General features: G+C 44.0%; 17 protein-coding genes. 10 read left to right on the top strand and 7 right to left on the bottom strand.

What is annotated here, in order from left to right; genetic code table 11:
- Nucleotides 1-47: 47 nt before the first annotated feature.
- The 10 genes from FYJ66_RS05655 to FYJ66_RS05605 all read left to right on the top strand — a co-directional run bounded on the left by FYJ66_RS05655 (nucleotide 48) and on the right by FYJ66_RS05605 (nucleotide 8,202).
- Nucleotides 48-1,391: a methionine gamma-lyase family protein gene (locus tag FYJ66_RS05655; protein ID WP_154572542.1), complete on the top strand. Its 1,344-nt coding sequence runs from the start codon at nucleotides 48-50 to the stop codon at nucleotides 1,389-1,391.
- Nucleotides 1,369-2,253 (top strand): TVP38/TMEM64 family protein, encoded by an 885-nt coding sequence (locus FYJ66_RS05650; protein WP_154572541.1) that lies wholly within the window; start codon nucleotides 1,369-1,371, stop codon nucleotides 2,251-2,253. The genes FYJ66_RS05655 and FYJ66_RS05650 overlap by 23 nt, the downstream gene beginning before the upstream one ends.
- Nucleotides 2,254-2,315: 62 nt before the next feature.
- Entirely contained in the window at nucleotides 2,316-2,672 is a 357-nt protein-coding gene (locus FYJ66_RS05645; protein ID WP_154572540.1) for a DUF1304 domain-containing protein, read from the top strand.
- Nucleotides 2,673-2,683: 11 nt separating this feature from the next.
- On the top strand, nucleotides 2,684-2,962 hold the full coding sequence (locus FYJ66_RS05640) for a thioredoxin domain-containing protein (RefSeq protein WP_154572539.1): 279 nt from the start codon (nucleotides 2,684-2,686) through the stop codon (nucleotides 2,960-2,962).
- 157 nt (nucleotides 2,963-3,119) lie between these two features.
- Complete coding sequence (locus tag FYJ66_RS05635; RefSeq protein WP_206157007.1) at nucleotides 3,120-4,565, top strand: MATE family efflux transporter; 1,446 nt, start codon at nucleotides 3,120-3,122, stop codon at nucleotides 4,563-4,565.
- Between the two features lie 297 nt (nucleotides 4,566-4,862).
- Complete coding sequence (locus tag FYJ66_RS05625; RefSeq protein WP_154572538.1) at nucleotides 4,863-5,417, top strand: DNA-3-methyladenine glycosylase I; 555 nt, start codon at nucleotides 4,863-4,865, stop codon at nucleotides 5,415-5,417.
- A gap of 17 nt (nucleotides 5,418-5,434) precedes the next feature.
- Nucleotides 5,435-5,956, top strand: coding sequence for a cysteine hydrolase family protein (locus FYJ66_RS05620; protein ID WP_154572537.1), 522 nt, complete (start codon nucleotides 5,435-5,437; stop codon nucleotides 5,954-5,956).
- A 271-nt stretch (nucleotides 5,957-6,227) separates the two neighbouring features.
- On the top strand, nucleotides 6,228-7,064 hold the full coding sequence (locus tag FYJ66_RS05615; protein ID WP_206157006.1) for an aldo/keto reductase: 837 nt from the start codon (nucleotides 6,228-6,230) through the stop codon (nucleotides 7,062-7,064).
- A gap of 96 nt (nucleotides 7,065-7,160) precedes the next feature.
- On the top strand, nucleotides 7,161-8,060 hold the full coding sequence (locus tag FYJ66_RS05610) for a YitT family protein (RefSeq protein WP_154572535.1): 900 nt from the start codon (nucleotides 7,161-7,163) through the stop codon (nucleotides 8,058-8,060).
- Nucleotides 8,032-8,202 (top strand): hypothetical protein, encoded by a 171-nt coding sequence (locus FYJ66_RS05605; RefSeq protein WP_154572534.1) that lies wholly within the window; start codon nucleotides 8,032-8,034, stop codon nucleotides 8,200-8,202. Before FYJ66_RS05610 ends, FYJ66_RS05605 begins: the two co-directional genes overlap by 29 nt.
- Nucleotides 8,203-8,214: 12 nt before the next feature.
- Here FYJ66_RS05605 and FYJ66_RS05600 read toward each other — a convergent pair whose 3' ends face one another.
- From FYJ66_RS05600 to FYJ66_RS05570, 7 genes are all read right to left on the bottom strand, one after another.
- On the bottom strand, nucleotides 8,215-8,985 hold the full coding sequence (locus FYJ66_RS05600) for a LytR/AlgR family response regulator transcription factor (protein WP_154572533.1): 771 nt from the start codon (nucleotides 8,983-8,985) through the stop codon (nucleotides 8,215-8,217).
- On the bottom strand, nucleotides 8,978-10,672 hold the full coding sequence (locus FYJ66_RS05595) for a histidine kinase (protein WP_154572532.1): 1,695 nt from the start codon (nucleotides 10,670-10,672) through the stop codon (nucleotides 8,978-8,980). Before FYJ66_RS05595 ends, FYJ66_RS05600 begins: the two co-directional genes overlap by 8 nt.
- A 133-nt stretch (nucleotides 10,673-10,805) precedes the next feature.
- Entirely contained in the window at nucleotides 10,806-12,056 is a 1,251-nt protein-coding gene (locus FYJ66_RS05590) for a dicarboxylate/amino acid:cation symporter (protein WP_154572531.1), read from the bottom strand.
- Nucleotides 12,057-12,365: 309 nt separating this feature from the next.
- The gene (gene gltA, locus FYJ66_RS05585; RefSeq protein ID WP_465250561.1) at nucleotides 12,366-13,751 is read right to left on the bottom strand and encodes an NADPH-dependent glutamate synthase; all 1,386 of its coding nucleotides are present in this window, start codon (nucleotides 13,749-13,751) and stop codon (nucleotides 12,366-12,368) included.
- Between the two features lie 17 nt (nucleotides 13,752-13,768).
- The gene (locus FYJ66_RS05580; protein ID WP_154572529.1) at nucleotides 13,769-14,605 is read right to left on the bottom strand and encodes a sulfide/dihydroorotate dehydrogenase-like FAD/NAD-binding protein; all 837 of its coding nucleotides are present in this window, start codon (nucleotides 14,603-14,605) and stop codon (nucleotides 13,769-13,771) included.
- Between the two features lie 268 nt (nucleotides 14,606-14,873).
- On the bottom strand, nucleotides 14,874-15,899 hold the full coding sequence (locus FYJ66_RS05575) for a FadR/GntR family transcriptional regulator (RefSeq protein WP_154572528.1): 1,026 nt from the start codon (nucleotides 15,897-15,899) through the stop codon (nucleotides 14,874-14,876).
- Between the two features lie 31 nt (nucleotides 15,900-15,930).
- A complete protein-coding gene (locus FYJ66_RS05570) occupies nucleotides 15,931-17,172 on the bottom strand; it encodes a M20 family metallo-hydrolase (protein WP_154572527.1) in 1,242 nt (413 codons plus the stop codon).
- Nucleotides 17,173-17,180: the final 8 nt, after the last annotated feature.

Here is a 17,180-nt window from a genome sequence, read left to right as displayed (position 1 = left end):
GCAAATAGAAACGGTAACAGTAATAGTGATAGAAGGGAAAGAATAACTTGACAGATAATATTTACAAGAACTATCTTGCTGAAAACTTTGATATTGACAAAAATGTCCTTGATTACGTGGAATACTGCGAGGGCCAGCTGAAGGAATGGTTTGATGAAGCTGACCAGATCATGGGCATCGCTCAGATGAGGGTGCTGAAAGCTTTTCAGGATAATCATGTGAACGATACACATTTTGGCTGGAACACAGGATATGGATATGACGACGCAGGGCGCGAGACCGTTGAAAAGGTTTTTGCCAGCGTCTTCCATACCGAAGCCGCTTTGGTCAGGCCAAATATTGTTAATGGCACTCACGCTATTTCAACAGCACTGTTTGGTGTGCTGAGGCCAGGGGATCAGCTCCTTTACGTTACAGGTTCTCCATATGACACTCTGGAAACTGTTATCGGCAAGGACTGGCTCAGGCAGAAAAATGCCGGAAAAACCCCGGAGAAGTTTACCGGAACCATGCTTGAATATGGAATTCTTTACGACGAAGTTCCCCTGAATGAGGAACTTGATATTGATATTCCAGCTGTTCTGGCATCTCTTAAACCGGAAACAAAGGTAGTTGCTTTCCAGAGATCTACTGGCTACGACTGGAGACCTGCTATCTCCCTGAGCAGCATTGAAAAAGCTGCCAGTGCCGTAAAAGAGGCTCGTCCTGATATAATTATTTTTGCAGATAACTGCTACGGCGAATTTGTGGACGAAAAGGAACCTACGGAGCTTGGAGTTGACCTGATGGCCGGATCACTGATAAAGAACCCAGGGGGCGGCCTGGCCCTCTCCGGCGGCTATATTGTGGGACCTGAGAAACTGATTGATCAGATTTCTTACAGGCTTACCTGTCCGGGCATAGGCGCTGAATGCGGTCTTACCTTCGGCCAGAACAGAGCCATACTTCAGGGACTTTTCCTGGCACCACAGGTTGTAAACAGCGCAGTAAAAGTGGCCATGCTCTGCGCTCTGGCCTACAGCGGACTGGGATATGAAACCTGCCCGAAGCCTTTTACCAAAAGAAGCGACATAGTGGAGGCCGTGAAATTTAACGATCCTGACAAGATGGTGGCCTTCTGTCAATCCATCCAGTCAGCTTCTCCAATTGACTCATATGTAACTCCAATTCCGTGGGATATGCCAGGCTACGACGATCAGGTAGTTATGGCTGCAGGAAACTTCGTTCAGGGATCTTCAATAGAACTGAGTGCTGACGGTCCAATGAGGGAACCATTTATAGGATATTTGCAGGGAGGACTTACATATCCTCACGGAAGATTCGGTATTATTAAGAGCCTGGACACTCTTGTAAAGAAAGGTCTGATCCATGTCAATAAAGGAAGATCTTAAGGAAAAACTGAATAACAGACCTAAGAAAAAAAGGAAGAAGCGCTATGCTGTCTATCAGCGGCAGAGGGACAGCCGTTCTTTTTTCAATGCCGAACGCAGAAGAGAGAGAAGTGAATCCTGGAGGCGATTCAGGCAGGATGTAGGCTACAACCTTGGTAATTCCAGTTTCAAGGAAAGAGTCCGTGCCTTCTCGAAACTGCTGCTGCTGATTCTGATAATGGTGGGGATTCCTCTCATTCTGGTGTTTGTCGCAAAAGACACGCTGCTGAACAAGGCATATCTCTCCAGCCTCCCACAGAGACTGGCAACTCACAGGAAATCCGCTTTTCTGATTCTTGTTCTGCTTCAGATTGCCCAGATCGTATGCAGCTTCCTTCCCGGTCAGCCAATACAGTTTGCTTCCAGCTACCTGTACGGACTGCTGGGAGGATATGTCATCACCATTCTGGGAGCATTAATCGGATGCTGGATAACTTATTTGCTTGCCTCATTCCTCGGAAGAGATGCTCTTCATCTTCTTTTCGGTCAGGCCAGAGTCAATGACTACATGGAAAAGCTGAACAGCGGAAGGGCCTATACCATTATTTTTCTCATATATCTGATTCCGGGAATTCCAAAAGACCTGGTAAGTTACGTTGCCGGTATTTCAGATATAAAGCTGGTACCTTTTCTTGTGGTATCGACTCTGGGAAGAACACCTGGTGTCATTGAAAGCCTGCTGATCGGCATGTTCTGGGCTCAGAAAAACTATCTTGGAGTAGGTATTGTTGCTGTAGTTGCCCTTGGTCTTCTTGTTTTTTGCATTAAGTACAGAGAAATCATCATGAATTTCATTGACAAAGTACAGGGAAAAGAAGAATAATAGACACCTGGATCAAAGATCCAGAATAATAATTGGAATAATTCAAACAAGGAGATATTAACATGACCATAGTAACTAAAATTCTGGCAACGCTTGTAGCCCTTGAATTTCTGTATATCATGTACCTGGAAACCTTTGCTACAACTTCAGACAAGACATCCCAGGTTTTCGGAATGACAAAGGAAGAACTGGGAAGGGAATCGGTAAGAACCCTGTTCAAGAACCAGGGAGTTTACAACGGGCTGATTTCCGTACTGATACTGCTGGCAGTATTCGTGTTTGCCAGTAAAACAGCCGTAATGATTCTCATGGGATATATTATCCTGGTTGCTCTGTACGGAAGTATCACCAGCAATCCAAAGATTATTATCATGCAGGGAGGACTGGCCATCCTGGCACTGATCTCCGCATTCTTTTAAGAGGAGTTAGTATGAAAGAGATAAAAGCATTTGTAATAAGTATGTGTCCCTACTGCGCTGGAAGCAAAAGAGCTTACAAGGAATTAATCCAGGAGGACAGCAAGTATCAGTATGTTGAGATTCAGTGGATCAACGAGGCACAGCATCCGGAAATAGCTGAAAAATATGATTATTACTATTGTCCGGCCTTCTTTATTGACGATGAAAAGGCTTTCGAAGCTCACCCAGGCCAGTCATATGACAGCATTAAAGAAAATGTGAAAGCAGTTATGGATGAGGCTCTGGCCTGATCAGTTTTACAGTCTCTCCATCAACCATGTTTGACGATAAAATTATATCGTCAAATTGCCGCTGAAGACTATTTGACAACAAGAATTCAACCAAGCAGGCCGCCTTTGTGGCCTGTTTTAGTATACTAAAACAATTACCAGGAAGTGCACCCTCAACATGAACTTAAGAACAAAGAACAACTCAGAAATTCAAAATGTAAATCCCACCTCAGGCCCTAATGACCAAGTCTCCCTTGAAGAGGCAAAATCACTGGAAGAACGTCGTATCCAGATGACAACCACTCCGGTCAACAGACTGGTTGTAAAACTGGCTATTCCATCCATGATATCCATGCTGGTAAGCAGCCTTTACAACCTGGCCGACGCCTTTTTCGTGGGGCAGATATCCACCCAGGCCACCGCTGCCGTAGGCGTTGTTTTACCGCTGATGGCCATCATGCAAGCCTTCGGATTTTTCTGCGGACACGGATCTGGTAATTTTATCTCAATGAAACTGGGAAAAAGAGAAATCGAAGAAGCCCGCACCATGGCGGCCAATGGCTTTCTCCTGTCATTTTCCATTGGAGCAGCCATAATGGTTCTAGGTATTATTTTTCTCCATCCTCTGGCCCGGATTCTGGGAGCAACTCCAACAATCATGAAAGATACTGCTGCCTATATGAATATCATTCTTATAGGTGCGCCATTCTTTACTTCTCAACTTGTTATCAACAATCAGCTGCGATTTGAAGGCAGTGCATCATATGCAATGGTTGGCCTCGTCAGCGGGGCAGTCCTCAACGTTATTCTGGATCCTCTTCTGATGTTCGGAGCGGGGATGGGTGTAAGAGGCGCGGCTCTTGCCACCATAGTCAGCCAGTTTGTAAGCTTTGTTCTTCTATTTATCGGCAGCCGGAAAGGTCCGAATGTTCCAATCCATTTAAAGAATGTGAGGATAAGCAGATACTATTTCTTGCAGATATGCAAGGGAGGAACACCTTCTCTTGTGAGACAGGGCTTAAACAGCGCTGCTGTGTCAGTAATGAACACCATTGCCGGTCTCTTAGGAGGAGATCCTGCAATTGCAGCAATGGCCATCGTAGGAAGGGTGATGATGATATCCATATCTCTTCTCATTGGTTTCGGACACGGAATGCAGCCTGTATGCACTTTCAACTACGGTGCAGGTATTCTTGCACGACTTAAGGAAGCCAAAAGATTCTGCATAAAATACGGCACCATTTTCATGACCTGTGCTGGCATCCTGTTCTCTGTATTCGCCCCTGAGGTAGTAAAATTTTTCCGCAATGACCCGGAGGTAATAGTCATAGGAACTAGAGCACTGAGATTCCTGGTAATTGCATTTCCCCTTGAGGCCTATATTATGATGAACAACATGTTGATGCAGGCCATTAACAAAAGCGGCCCTGCGACCTTGCTTGCATCGGCCAGATCAGGTTTGTGCTACATTCCTTTTGTCCTCATACTTTCTCATTTCCTGGGCCTTACCGGCCTGGAAATGTCACAGATGTGGGCGGATATAGGAACTTTTCTAATAGCAATTCCACTGACCAGAAAGGTAATGAAGGACCTGGACATGGAAGATAAATTAAGGTCTATTTAGTTGTAGCTGTTGACACTACAACTAGCCTGAGTTATCGTCCAGCTTTCTGAAGGGTTCTTTCTCTATTGTCGACTAAGCTTTGCCAGTAAAGCAGAAATAACAGTAACAAGGGGAAAAATCCTTGCATCTCTTAAGCAGGCGAAGATTATTACTGTAAAACCGGGAGTGGCCGGCACTTATCTGGCAATGAAGCCAGAAGACATCACCCTTCAAACTCTATGATATCTGCCGTGACATGAAGAGTCATCTGTAATAATATGAGAGGAACAGCATAATATAAGAGAAAGGATTACAGCTATGAGCAATTCCTGCGGAGCCTGGTACGAAGGTGATACACTCCTTGAAAATTACCATGAAAATGAATGGTGCAAGGTGAGCCATGATGACCGTTTTCAATTTGAAATGCTATGTCTTGAGGGAGCCAGTACAGGTCTCTCCTGGAAAACCATTATGCACAGGCGAAATGCCTACAAGGCGGCCTTCAATAATTTTTCCATAGAAAAGTGCGCCTCCATGACAGATGAGGCCCTGGAGAAGCTTATGAATGATTCATCACTGATCCGCAACAGATCCAAGATTTTCAGCGTACGCAAGAACGCCAGAGTGGTTAAGGAGCTGCAGATGGAATTCGGGTCCTTTGATGCATATCTGTGGAGCTTTACTGATGGAAAAGTGATCGACAGTCACTGGACCGATACAGACCAGATTCCTGCAGAATCAGCAATCTCTCAGGCCATGAGCAGGGACATGAAAAAAAGAGGCATGAAATATGTCGGCCCTGTGATTACCTATTCTTTCATGCAGTCCATCGGAATGGTAAACGATCATCTGACAGACTGCCCATTCAGATAAACAGAAGGGGGATTAAAATGAGGAAAATACTAGTAGTTGTGGACATGCAAAACGACTTCATCGACGGTGCTTTGGGAACGAAGGAAGCTGTTGCAATCCTTCCTGCCGTTATAAAGAAAATCCGTTCATATGACAGGGAAAACGTCTTTGCTACCAGGGACACCCACCCCCTGAACTATCTTGAAACCCAGGAGGGAAGGAATCTTCCGGTTCCGCACTGCATCAAAGGTACCAACGGCTGGGAGATAAGGTCTGAAATCATGGAGCTGTTAGATCCTGACAATATAATTGATAAACCATCATTCGGAAGTATTGAGCTGGCAGAAACTTTGAAAAAAATGGCCGAAAAAGAAGAGCTTCAAATAGAGATAATCGGCCTCTGTACGGATATTTGCGTGGTTTCAAATGCGCTCATGCTGAAAGCCTGGATGCCAGAAGTCCATATTTCCACAGACAGAAGCTGCTGCGCCGGAGTAACGCCAGAGCAGCACAACGCAGCACTTTCCACCATGGCAAGCTGCCAGATAGAGATAAAATAACTTGATAACTTGTTTAAGATGTCTGGAGCAGTATTCTTTCTGCACAGCTCAAATCATGTAAAAATTTCTTAAGGGCGTCAGAACCGGCAATGCCGGTAAGACGCCTGTTTTTTTATACCTGTTTTCCATTATATTCAACACATCAAAGAAAAAACCTGATATCCAGGTATGAACCACGGTTCAGTTTATGATAAAATTACAACAATATCTTATTATGTTTTGTACGAATAACCGATAACGAAGATTAAAATAATCATAAAAGCACATGAAAATGACTGAAGGCATAGAAAATGAAAACAAATCCCAGCTTCTGCTGAACAGTGGATACATGATTCCCGTAATTGGATTCGGCACATATGGACTGACTGGCGATAAATGTGTTAACACAGTGTCCCTGACAATAAATACAGGATACAGACTTGTAGATACAGCTCCCATGTATGAAAATGAAACAGAAGTGGGAAGTGGAATAGCTCAAGGCCTCTCAGTAACAGGACTACACAGAGACCAGCTCTTTATTACATCAAAAGTCTCTGAAGATATGAGCCGAAAGGAGACAGTAAAGTCGGTAATAGAATCTCTCCGCAAAATGGAATTGGATTACCTTGATCTGGTGCTGATACATGAGCCATATGATAGCTTTAAAGAGATGTACGCAGGACTGGAAGAATGTGTCAGCAGAAATCTTGTTCATTCCATCGGTATCTCAAACTTCAACAGCGAAGAATACCTGGAGCTGCTGAAAAACTGCTCCATTATCCCTGCAGTCAATCAGGTGGAGTGTCACATATATCACCGGAACCTGAAGTGGAAGGAGATACTCAACCAGAAGGGAACGCTTATGCAAGGTTATGCGCCTCTCACGCAGGGGAAAAAAGATATTTATAATGAGCCGGTTCTCAGGAGTATTGCAGAAAATCACCAGCGGACGGTTTCCCAGGTTGCCCTGAGAAGTCTTACCCAGCCAGGAACACCGGTAATTGTAAAATCCGGGGGAGCAGGCCACATGAAAGAAAACCTGGAAAGCCTGAACTTCAACCTGCACGGAGAAGAACTGGAAAAAATATACCTTTTGGACAAAGAACCGTCTCTTTTCGGTTGGGATTAAAGCTTGTATCCAATAATTATTATTAGTAAATATTGGCATATATAGTCAAATTATCCCTATAAAACTACTGTATAATGAAAATGAAAGGACATAAGTATGACAAAGTGGCACACCGAGCTGGATCCCAACTCCAGGACCACGGCAATGGAAGTTTTCTATATTCTCGTTGGAAATTTCATATCTGCTGCGGCAATTAACTACATAGTTTACAGCCACGGCTTCTACATGGGCGGTTTTGCAGGTATATCAATGCTGTTAAACCTGCTTTTCAGAAGCGTGTTATCCATGCCCATACCATCTTCCATCAATCTGGTAGGTGTGCTTTACTTCATCCTCAATGCACCACTTTTTATCTGGGCTCTCCGGATTATGGGCATACCTTTTACTTTAAAAACCCTTATATCAGTAGGGCTCCAGTCCGTCTTTCTGGCCATGGTTCCAGTTCCACATACGCCGCCTTTTACTGATCCTCTTACTACCTGTATAGTTGGAGGAATCCTGGGAGGTTTCGGAAATGGGCTTGTGCTGAGAGCCAGGTGCAGCTGCGGCGGCCAGGACATAATCGGAGTATTGATGAGCCGGACACATCCTAATTTCACCGTTGGAAAAATCAGTATCATCATCAACATCGGTGTTTTCAGCACCTGTTTCCTGATTTTCAACGCTCAGATGGTAGTATATTCCTTTATTTTCGTTACTATTTACAGCTTGACTGTGGACAAGATCCACACTCAGAACATCAAGACTACGGTTATGATTTTTACGAAAAAAGAAGGTATTGCAAAAGCCATAATGTCCGAACTTCCAAGAGGAGTGACAGACTGGGTTGGCGAAGGTGCATATACTAACGAAAAAACTTATATTTTGGTAACTGTTGTGTCAAAGTACGAGATGAACAGATTGAGAGAAATCGTAAATAAAATAGATCCAAATGTTTTCATGATCGCTACAGAAGGCAATCAAATATATGGCAATTTCCAGAAGCGCCTCAGCTGATTATGAAATAATATTCGATATAAGAACTTGCAGATATTTTGAAATCATAAAGATAAAGCAGTGGGGAAATACAAATTCTCCACCTGCTCTCTCTACAACTATTCCTAAAATCATAATTTTGGGAATAGTTGCTGGCTTTTAAGTCCGTTTTCTTTTATTTCCTTTCCAACAATTCTCTCAAGGCACCGATCTTATCCCGACCTATGGGAAGAATTTCCGAAGAATATCCTTCCATTTTCAGGCAGTAATTATTTTTGCTCCACGGAAAAACCTCACTGACTTTTGCCGGGTTCACCAGATAGCTTTTATGAATCCTGAACAGTTCTGGCAGTTTCTGTTCCAGACTTCCTATGGAATCTGAATCATAATACTTATTATCAACAGTATAAATGTTGCATCCCCGTTCATAAGTTTCAATGTAGACTATTTTGTCAATGTCTATGTAAACAGTCCTGTCTTTGCCTTTGATTCCGATTCGTTTGATGTTAGTCTCTTCCTCGGCTGATCCTGTTGATCCATTGGAAGAATAAGTTCCAGCAGCTGATTTAGCGGCAATGACTTTCTTTACTATCCGTTCGATTCTCTCTGGATCAAAAGGTTTCATAATATAATCGTCCACTTCAAGCTGAAAAGCCTGAACCGCATAGTCAGAATAAGCTGTAACGAAGCATATAGCCATTTCAGGATCCAGTTTGTGGAATGTGGGAACAAGATTGGTGCTTTTCGTATCCCCAAGGTTTATATCAAGGAAAAGAAGATCCACTTTATTGTCTGTCAGCATTTGAATAGCCGATATTCCTGAATCGGCAACGAAAATTTCCGGATTTGTTAAAATATTCTCAATCTCGTAACGCAGTCCTTCTCTGGCCGGACGTTCATCATCTACGATTCCTATTCTAATATTGTCATTCAACTTTTCACTCATGATTGTTATCTCCATAGAAATTAATTTCTACGATAGTTCCGCTGCTGCTGCTTGAAATATTCAGACCCCGATCCTCACCATATATGTTCTTCAGCCTGCGGTTTACATTTATCAGTCCAATGTGGTCCTCTAAGTCATTATCCACTTCCAGATCTGACATCACTTCTTCAGGTATGCCAGGCCCTTTGTCTTCAATAGTAACTCTGATGTGATCTTCTATTTTGCTTATGCAGATGGACACGTGCCTGTGGCCGTCAGATGATATTCCATATCTTACTGCATTTTCAATTATTGGCTGTAAGATCAATACCGGTACAAGAATATCAGATTTTATTTCCTCGATGAAGACTACCTCCAGCTTCTCTTCAAATCTGGCCTCTTCAATTTTCAGGTAGTCTTTCACGTGCTGAATCTCATCAGAGAGAGGTACCATAAAACCGCTTTGTCTCAGGCTGTATCTGAAATATGATGCCAGCACTCTGAGAAGAGTTACTGCCCTTTCAGGATCCTCCCGGCAGACGAAGGAAATTGTATTGAGAGCATTAAATAGAAAATGGGGGTTAACCTGGAACTGCAGGGCCTTCAGCTCGGCCTGAGCCGTAAGCTCCAGCTGTCTTCCCAGCTCTTCCTTCGAAAGCTGAAACAGTATGAGATTCTGTACTATCTGCAGAAACTCCAGTTCCACTGTTTTCTGAAACCATTTACGCTTAACCCAGACAATCAGGCATCCTCTGGTCTTTCCGTTAACTACAAAGGGTACAGCCGCTGAATAGTTGTCTTTCAGGGTATTTTCCCACACACTTCCTTCAGGAGGGGTTTCCATGGTTTCCAGTTTGCCTGAGGCCATGGCCTGGACAGCTATTCTCGGAAGTTCCGACAATTCCTCCACTGAAAGCTTGATGTCAGGATGGCGCCAGTGAATGATTTTCTTCGTATCCGTGATCATAACTCCACTGTAGTCGAAGTTGTCCATCAATACATCCACAAAGCGCTTAAGATCGTCGCCGTGGCTGTTGCTGTCTTCAAAAATATCCCTGCATTCCTGAGTTACCATTCCGATACGCTGAAGCTGCCGTGAGATCTCCGCATCCTGCTGAATGAATACGTAGTTGAAATTCGCAATGAACACAACAAGACCGACAACGTTTGTGATCAGCATAGGGATACTCATGTTGATTATTGCCTGGATTGCCACCTGCATTGAAACGGTCAGTCTCAGCAAAGAAAAAATCTCAAACAGCTCAGCAAACACAGCCAGAATAATCAGATCCCTGTATTTCCATTTTCCCCTCTGAAAATACGGATAAAAACCGGCTCCCAGCAGTCCGAAACACACAGTGGAAAATGCAGCAGATCTTGCCATCACCCCTGGAGAAGTTGTTATCAGAACATAGGCTCCACCAAGAATAGAAGCGAAAAATCCGACCATGGGCCCGCCCAGAAGCCCGGCAGACATAGCTCCAATCATCCTGGTATTCAGAACATAGGTGCTGATGTCCACCTCCAGCGAAGTAGAAACAATGATGATTCCCACAAAAACCAGTGAAAGGAGAAAATCCTGTTTTACACTTCTCCGTTCCTGAAGGATCGCCTTCTGAAACACGTGTATGTGTGACAGCAGATTTGCTATTATTATTAACGCCGCAAGGTTTATTATCAGATGATCTATGAGATCCCTTGTTATCATTTATTCCCCTTAAAATCCTGTTTTACAGATTATTTAATTACAGACTCTTAATTATAAATCGCCAAAAGGCCCGCTGACAATAGCCAGCGGGCCTTTTGGCGCTATGTATGAAATACTGATGTAGCACTTTTATTTAGTATGTAACTACCTTCTTGTCATCGAAGACATCGTGGTCCAGCTCACCAAGCTTGCTTGCAACGAGCATTCCAACCATTACGTCAACGTCAACGTTCATAAGTGTACGGAACATTCCAGCGAACCAGTCGATTCCGATAAGGATAGCGATGCTCTCAAGAGGAAGTCCCAGGGAGCTTGCCAGGAATGTATATACGATTACTGAACCTCCAGGTACAGAAATGGTTCCCAGGCACATCAGGCATGAAAGGAGAATAGCCATTCCCATCTGATAAGGGCTGAGGTTAATGTGCAGTGACTGCGCCATGAAGAAAATAGCGGCTACATAGCACTGTGCAGCACCACAGCTGTTCATTGACATTGTAATCGGACCTGTAAAGTCAGCAACCTTGCGGCTTACACCGAACTTAGTAACTTCGTCCTCAATCTTGGTTGGCAGGCAGATAGCTCCTGAAGTTGTAGTAACAGCCATGATTGACATCTTAGCAAACTTCTTAGGCATCTTTGTAATCTTTGTCTTTGTAAGGAAGTTTGTAAGCGGTGTGTAGAGAAGGAACTGAATAGCATCTCCGATTGCAAGGAGCAGCAGGAACTTCAGCATTGGAATGATTACCTTGAATCCAGTTGATCCTGCAACGTTTGCCAGCAGGCAGAAGATACCGATAGGAGCGATGTTCATGACGATCTTAATGATTGCCGTAATCGTTCCATTAATTCCGTTGATCCAGTCAACAACTACTCTGTTTCCGCTCTGTCTTGCGTAGGATCCCATTGCTACACCGAAGAACAGTGCGAATACGATACATGGAACCATTGCACCTTCAGCCATGGAACCGATGATGTTGGTTGGTACGAAGTTCAGGATAGTATCCTGAAGTGATGTAGACTCAACCTTCTGCTTGCCCAGGTTAGCGGCTGTGGAAATATCAACGCCTACACCAGGCTGCATAATCATGGAAAGAGCAACACCCAGACCTGCAGAAATGATGGTGAAGATAATGATCCACTTGAAGGTGTGGAATCCCATCTTTCCTACATCTTGTCCGTCACCGCTTCCTACTGCACCAGCAACAGCTGTCATTACAAGTAATACTACGGACATCTGGATCAGTCTCAGGAAAATATTTCCGATGAACGCCAGATTTGCTGCCCATGGTCCAACAATAGCACCAAATACAATACCTGCAATAGTTGCTATCAGGATCTGGGTAGTAAGGGAAATCTTGAATTTCTTCTTAGTGTCATCCATTTTTTGTACCCCGTCTAAAATGTATATCCCAATAATTAATTTCTTCATCATTCTACTTAAACCGTTCATTTAATCAACACATTTTGCACGAACGGTGGTTATGCTTGTTTTAACTGTACCTTTATTGCAAGTAGGAAAAAAGTCTCTGATTTCCCGTAATCCCGTGGCTTTCCGGCAAAAAATTTTTTTGCATAAAAATACCCGCCTGCCGGTAAAGTAGCTGACGGGTAAATCATGAACAATCTTTAAATTATTCATATATGTGAGGTAATGTATCTATATAGAGATCCTGGAGGATCTTAACATAGCTTAGTTCTGAGCCTTAAGCTTCTCGTCGATAGCAGCGGCTGCTGTTTTTCCTGCACCCATTGCCAGAATAACTGTGGCTGCACCTGTAACCGCATCTCCACCGGCGTAGACGTACTCTTTGCTAGTCTCCATTGTAGCTTCATCTACAATGATTCCGCCCCATTTCTGTGTGTCCAGACCTGGAGTTGTTGTCCTGAGCAGAGGATTTGGACTTGTACCAACAGATATGATAACGGAATCAACATCCATTACGTAGTTGGAACCCTCAATAGGAATTGGTCTCCTTCTTCCGGAAGCATCAGGTTCGCCCAGCTCCTGTTTTACAACTTCCATGCCTGTAACATATCCGTTCTCATCACCGAGAATCTTGCAAGGATTGTTGAGGAATTTGAAAATTATTCCCTCTTCCTTGGCGTGGTGAACTTCTTCCAGTCTTGCCGGGCACTCTTCTTCACTTCTTCTGTATACGATGTAAACCTCTTCTGCACCGAGACGCTTAGCTGTTCTTGCTGCATCCATGGCTACGTTTCCGGCTCCGACTACAGCAACCTTCTTGCCGATTTTTACTGGTGTAGGTGTTTCAGGGAATTTGAATGCCTTCATCAGGTTTACTCTTGTGAGGAATTCATTTGCTGAGTATACGCCCAGGAGGTTTTCTCCCGGAATATTCAGGAACTTTGGAAGTCCTGCGCCGCTTCCTATGAATACAGCCTTGTATCCATCGCTCATCAGGTCATCGATGGTAATGGACTTACCAACGATAACGTTAGTCTCAATGTCTACGCCCAGTTTTTCAACGTTCTCGATTTCCTTTGCCACCAGAGCTTTAGGAAGTCTGAACTCAGGAATTCCGTAGCTCAGCACTCCGCCTGGTTTGTGAAGAGCTTCGAAAACTGTAACATCGTATCCCTTTCTTGCCAGTTCACCGGCACATGTTATTCCTGACGGACCGCAGCCGATAACTGCAACTTTAATGCCGTTTTTCTCGATTTCAGGGACGGTTGTGTCTCCTTTTGCCATATGATAGTCAGCAACGAATCTCTCCATGCGGCCGATTCCCACTGGCTCTCCCTTGATGCCGCGAACGCATCTGCCTTCGCACTGGTCCTCCTGAGGGCATACACGTCCGCAGATAGCTGGAAGTGCATTTTCACGAGTTATAACCTGGTATGCAGCCTCGAAATCTCCCGCTGCCACCTTCTCGATGAACTCCGGAATCGGAACGTTTACAGGGCATCCTCCAACGCAGGGTTTGTTCTTACAATGAAGGCATCTCTGAGCTTCTTCCATTGCCATCTCAGGAGTATATCCCAGAGCAACTTCGTCAAAGTTTTTATTTCTTACATCAGGATCCTGCTCAGGCATCTTTACCTTCTCAAGACTCATATTTCTCTTTTCCATTCTTAGCCCCTTCCTATCTTGCATACATGATCGTTCATTTCCTTCTCCTTATCCTTGAAGAAGTTCTGACGTTCCATACACTCCTTGAAATCTACCTTGAATCCATCGAAGTCCGGTCCGTCAACACAGGCAAACTTCATTTCGCCGTCTACTGTTACACGGCAGCATCCACACATGCCTGTACCATCGATCATAAGCGGGTTAAGAGATACCATTGTATGGAGTCCGCGAGGCTTAGTTACATTGACAACGCCGTTCATCATTCCAAGAGAACCTATTGCAATGCACTCCTCGTACTCCTGTCCTTTATCTAGAAGCTCCTGGAGAACAACAGTTACAAAGCCCTTTGTTCCATAGGTTCCGTCATCTGTACAAATGTACACGTTGTCGCAGAACTCTCTGAACTGATCTTCAAGAATGATAAAATCCTTGGATCTTCCGCCGATGATTACATCCACCTTAACTCCCATTTCGTGAAGCTTCTTGAGCTGTGGGTAGATAGGTGCAGCCCCCAGTCCGCCGGCAATACCGATTACCTTCTTGTCGGTGTACTTGAGAGGAGAAGGAACTCCAAGAGGTCCTACGAAATCAGCTACATAATCTCCCTCCTGCTTCTCTGACAGAAGATTTGTTGAATATCCCACCTTCTGATAGATGATGGTTACTGTCTCTTTTTCTCTGTCAAAGTCAGCAATTGTGAGAGGAATTCTTTCACCGTCCTCATCCACTCTGATGATTATGAACTGACCTGCCTCACATTTCCTGGCAACAAAAGGAGCATAAATCTCCATGAGTTCGAGGGCAGGATTCAAAATTTTCTTACTAACTATCTTGTACATTTTGCCTCCATATTAAAATATTTAATACGATATAAATTACAAAGATCTTGCCTGATGTAATCATATTGAATTGCGGATCCTGTTTTGTACAGATTCGCGAACAGCTTATTTTTCAAGCTTTCCAAATATTTATACTACGGAAATCTCCTCCTGTCAATGGAAAAAGAAAAATTGGTTGACCCAATTTCACGACTGCGAAATTGTTAAAAATCAACCAATTTTTAAAGACGTTTACTTCTAAGAAAAAGCGCAATATTAAGTTTTGATTCTAGAGCTTATAACGCAGGCTGGATGCATCCAGATGCCTCTTCATAGACGCAGCTGCCTCCTCAGGATCCCCTGAAGTAATAGCCGCATAAAGCTCCCTGTGCTCTGCCATGACGGCGGTTACCTGTTCAGCTTCCACCATACCAGTACCACTTACTCTCTGAAGAAAGTTCCTTATTGTACTAAGCATTGACAGAATAATCTGATTTCCGGAACACTCAGCAATGCAAGTGTGGAAATCAATATCGGCAGAAAGAATTTCTTTCAGCTTTGCCTGAGTGTTGCTCTCTCTTTCACAGTTAGTAAAAACATCTTCCATGCGCTTGTAGTTATCCGCCAGTCTCTCCAGCTTTATCTTGTCGGTGCAGCCCGCAGCAAGCTCTGCAGATTTCACCTCAAGTATAGATCTGACTGTCAGTATGCTGTCCACCTGTTCACCGTCAAGGAAAAGAGACCAGGACAGCGGGATAGAGAAGAAATTTGTTTCACGGCTGGAAATGTACGTTCCCTGTCCCAGTCTGATATCGATCATCCCCAGTACATCCAGTACTTTAAGAGATTCTCTTACTGCCGATCTGCCAACCCCCAGCTTCTTTGCCAGTTCCCGGTCAGATTCGATCTGGTCACCCCGTTTAAGACGTCCCTCAAGCATCTCGTCTGCAAAATACATTGTCAGGCGGTTTACCAGCTTGCTGATGCTTCCCTTTTTCTCTGATCCCTGAATGAGCTCGCTGTAATCTTTATTCTCAGCCAGGTAGCTTTCGATTTCCTTTATGAATTCATCAGTAGGCAGAGAAAAGATCATAGTGTCAATCTGAAGTTTTGCACAAACTGTGCTCACAACTTCATTAACACGTTCTCCTCCCTTGGACTCAAGGTTGGAGAGTGTCGCAATGCTCATGGAAGGCTTTTTATCACTATTACATAGAAAATAATCAATGAACTCTTTCTGAGTCATCTTAAGAGCACGTCTCAGGGTTCTGATATTGTTTTTTTTGTAGGCAGAATTATATCTTCCATCTACCATAGTTCTTCACCATCCGTCGTAAAAAAAGTTATTACTTGTTCAGGAGTTCTGCAATCAGATCTGTCATCAGTACAGAAGCCTTTGCCAGATCACTGTACTTACTGAACTCAACAGGTGTATGGCTTCTACCGTCCTTGCTTGGTACGAATACCATTACAGTTGGAAGCTGCTGTCCTATCTCAAGAGAATCGTGGCCGGCACCGCTTGGCATTCTCATGTAAGAATATCCTCTCTTCTTGCATGAATCTTCCAGTGTATCAAGCATGGAGCTGCTCAGCTCAACAGGTGTGATAACCAGCTTTGTGTCGATCTCGTAAGATCCGCCCATGATCTTGCACTCACGAGCCAGTGCTGCCTTGATTCTGTTAGCAATATCATTGATATTGTCATTGTTCATTGAACGGATATCTACAGTAAATTCAACCTGCTCTGCAACAATGTTCATTCCGCCGTTTGGAACCTTGATGAGGCCAACTGTAGCAACAGTTCCATCAGCCTTTTCTCTAGCCCAGTCAGCAATCTTGGAAATAACCTTTGCTGCTGCATCTGCTGCGTCCAGTCTCATATCCATTGGAGTTGTACCAGCGTGGTCAGCTCTTCCGTGGATAGTAACCATGTATCTCTGGATTCCAACAATACCTGTTACAAGGCCGATTTCAATATGCTTCTGATCAAGAACCGGTCCCTGCTCAATGTGAGCTTCGATGAAGTTTCCGATAGAGCCATCAGGCCACTTTGCATCCTGAATCTTGTCTGGATCAAGGCCATACTCCTTCATAGCCTCAGCAATAGTAACGCCGTTAGTATCAGCAAATTTTCTAGTATATTCAGGATCTCTGTGGCCAAGCATAGCACCAGATCCGAAATATCCTGTGCCGAATCTCATGCCTTCCTCGTCCATGAATCCTACAACAACCAGGTCTCTCTTGTGCTCAAGTCCCATATCTACGATCTGTCTTGCAGCCTCGAGAGAGCATACAACTCCGCCGATTCCATCGTAGTTACCGCCGTGAAGAACTGAGTCTATATGAGATCCTGTCATTACACATGGCAGTGAAGGGTCTGTTCCTCTCAGAATACCAAAAACGTTACCAGCAGCATCTTCCTTTACCTCAAGGCCGATGGACTCCATCTCACCCTTAAGATAGTCTGCTGCTTCACGAAACTCCTTTGTGAAAGGAAGTCTTGTGCATCCAGCTTCCGGAGTAGCAGTGAATTTCTTAAGATACTCAAGGTCCTGAGCAATTCTTCCTGTTACTTTTTCAATGTCCATTGTTGATC

The organism is Allobaileyella intestinalis (assembly GCF_009695865.1).
GTDB lineage: Bacteria > Bacillota > Clostridia > Peptostreptococcales > Anaerovoracaceae > Allobaileyella > Allobaileyella intestinalis.
This window is presented reverse-complemented; position numbering and strand designations above follow the sequence as displayed.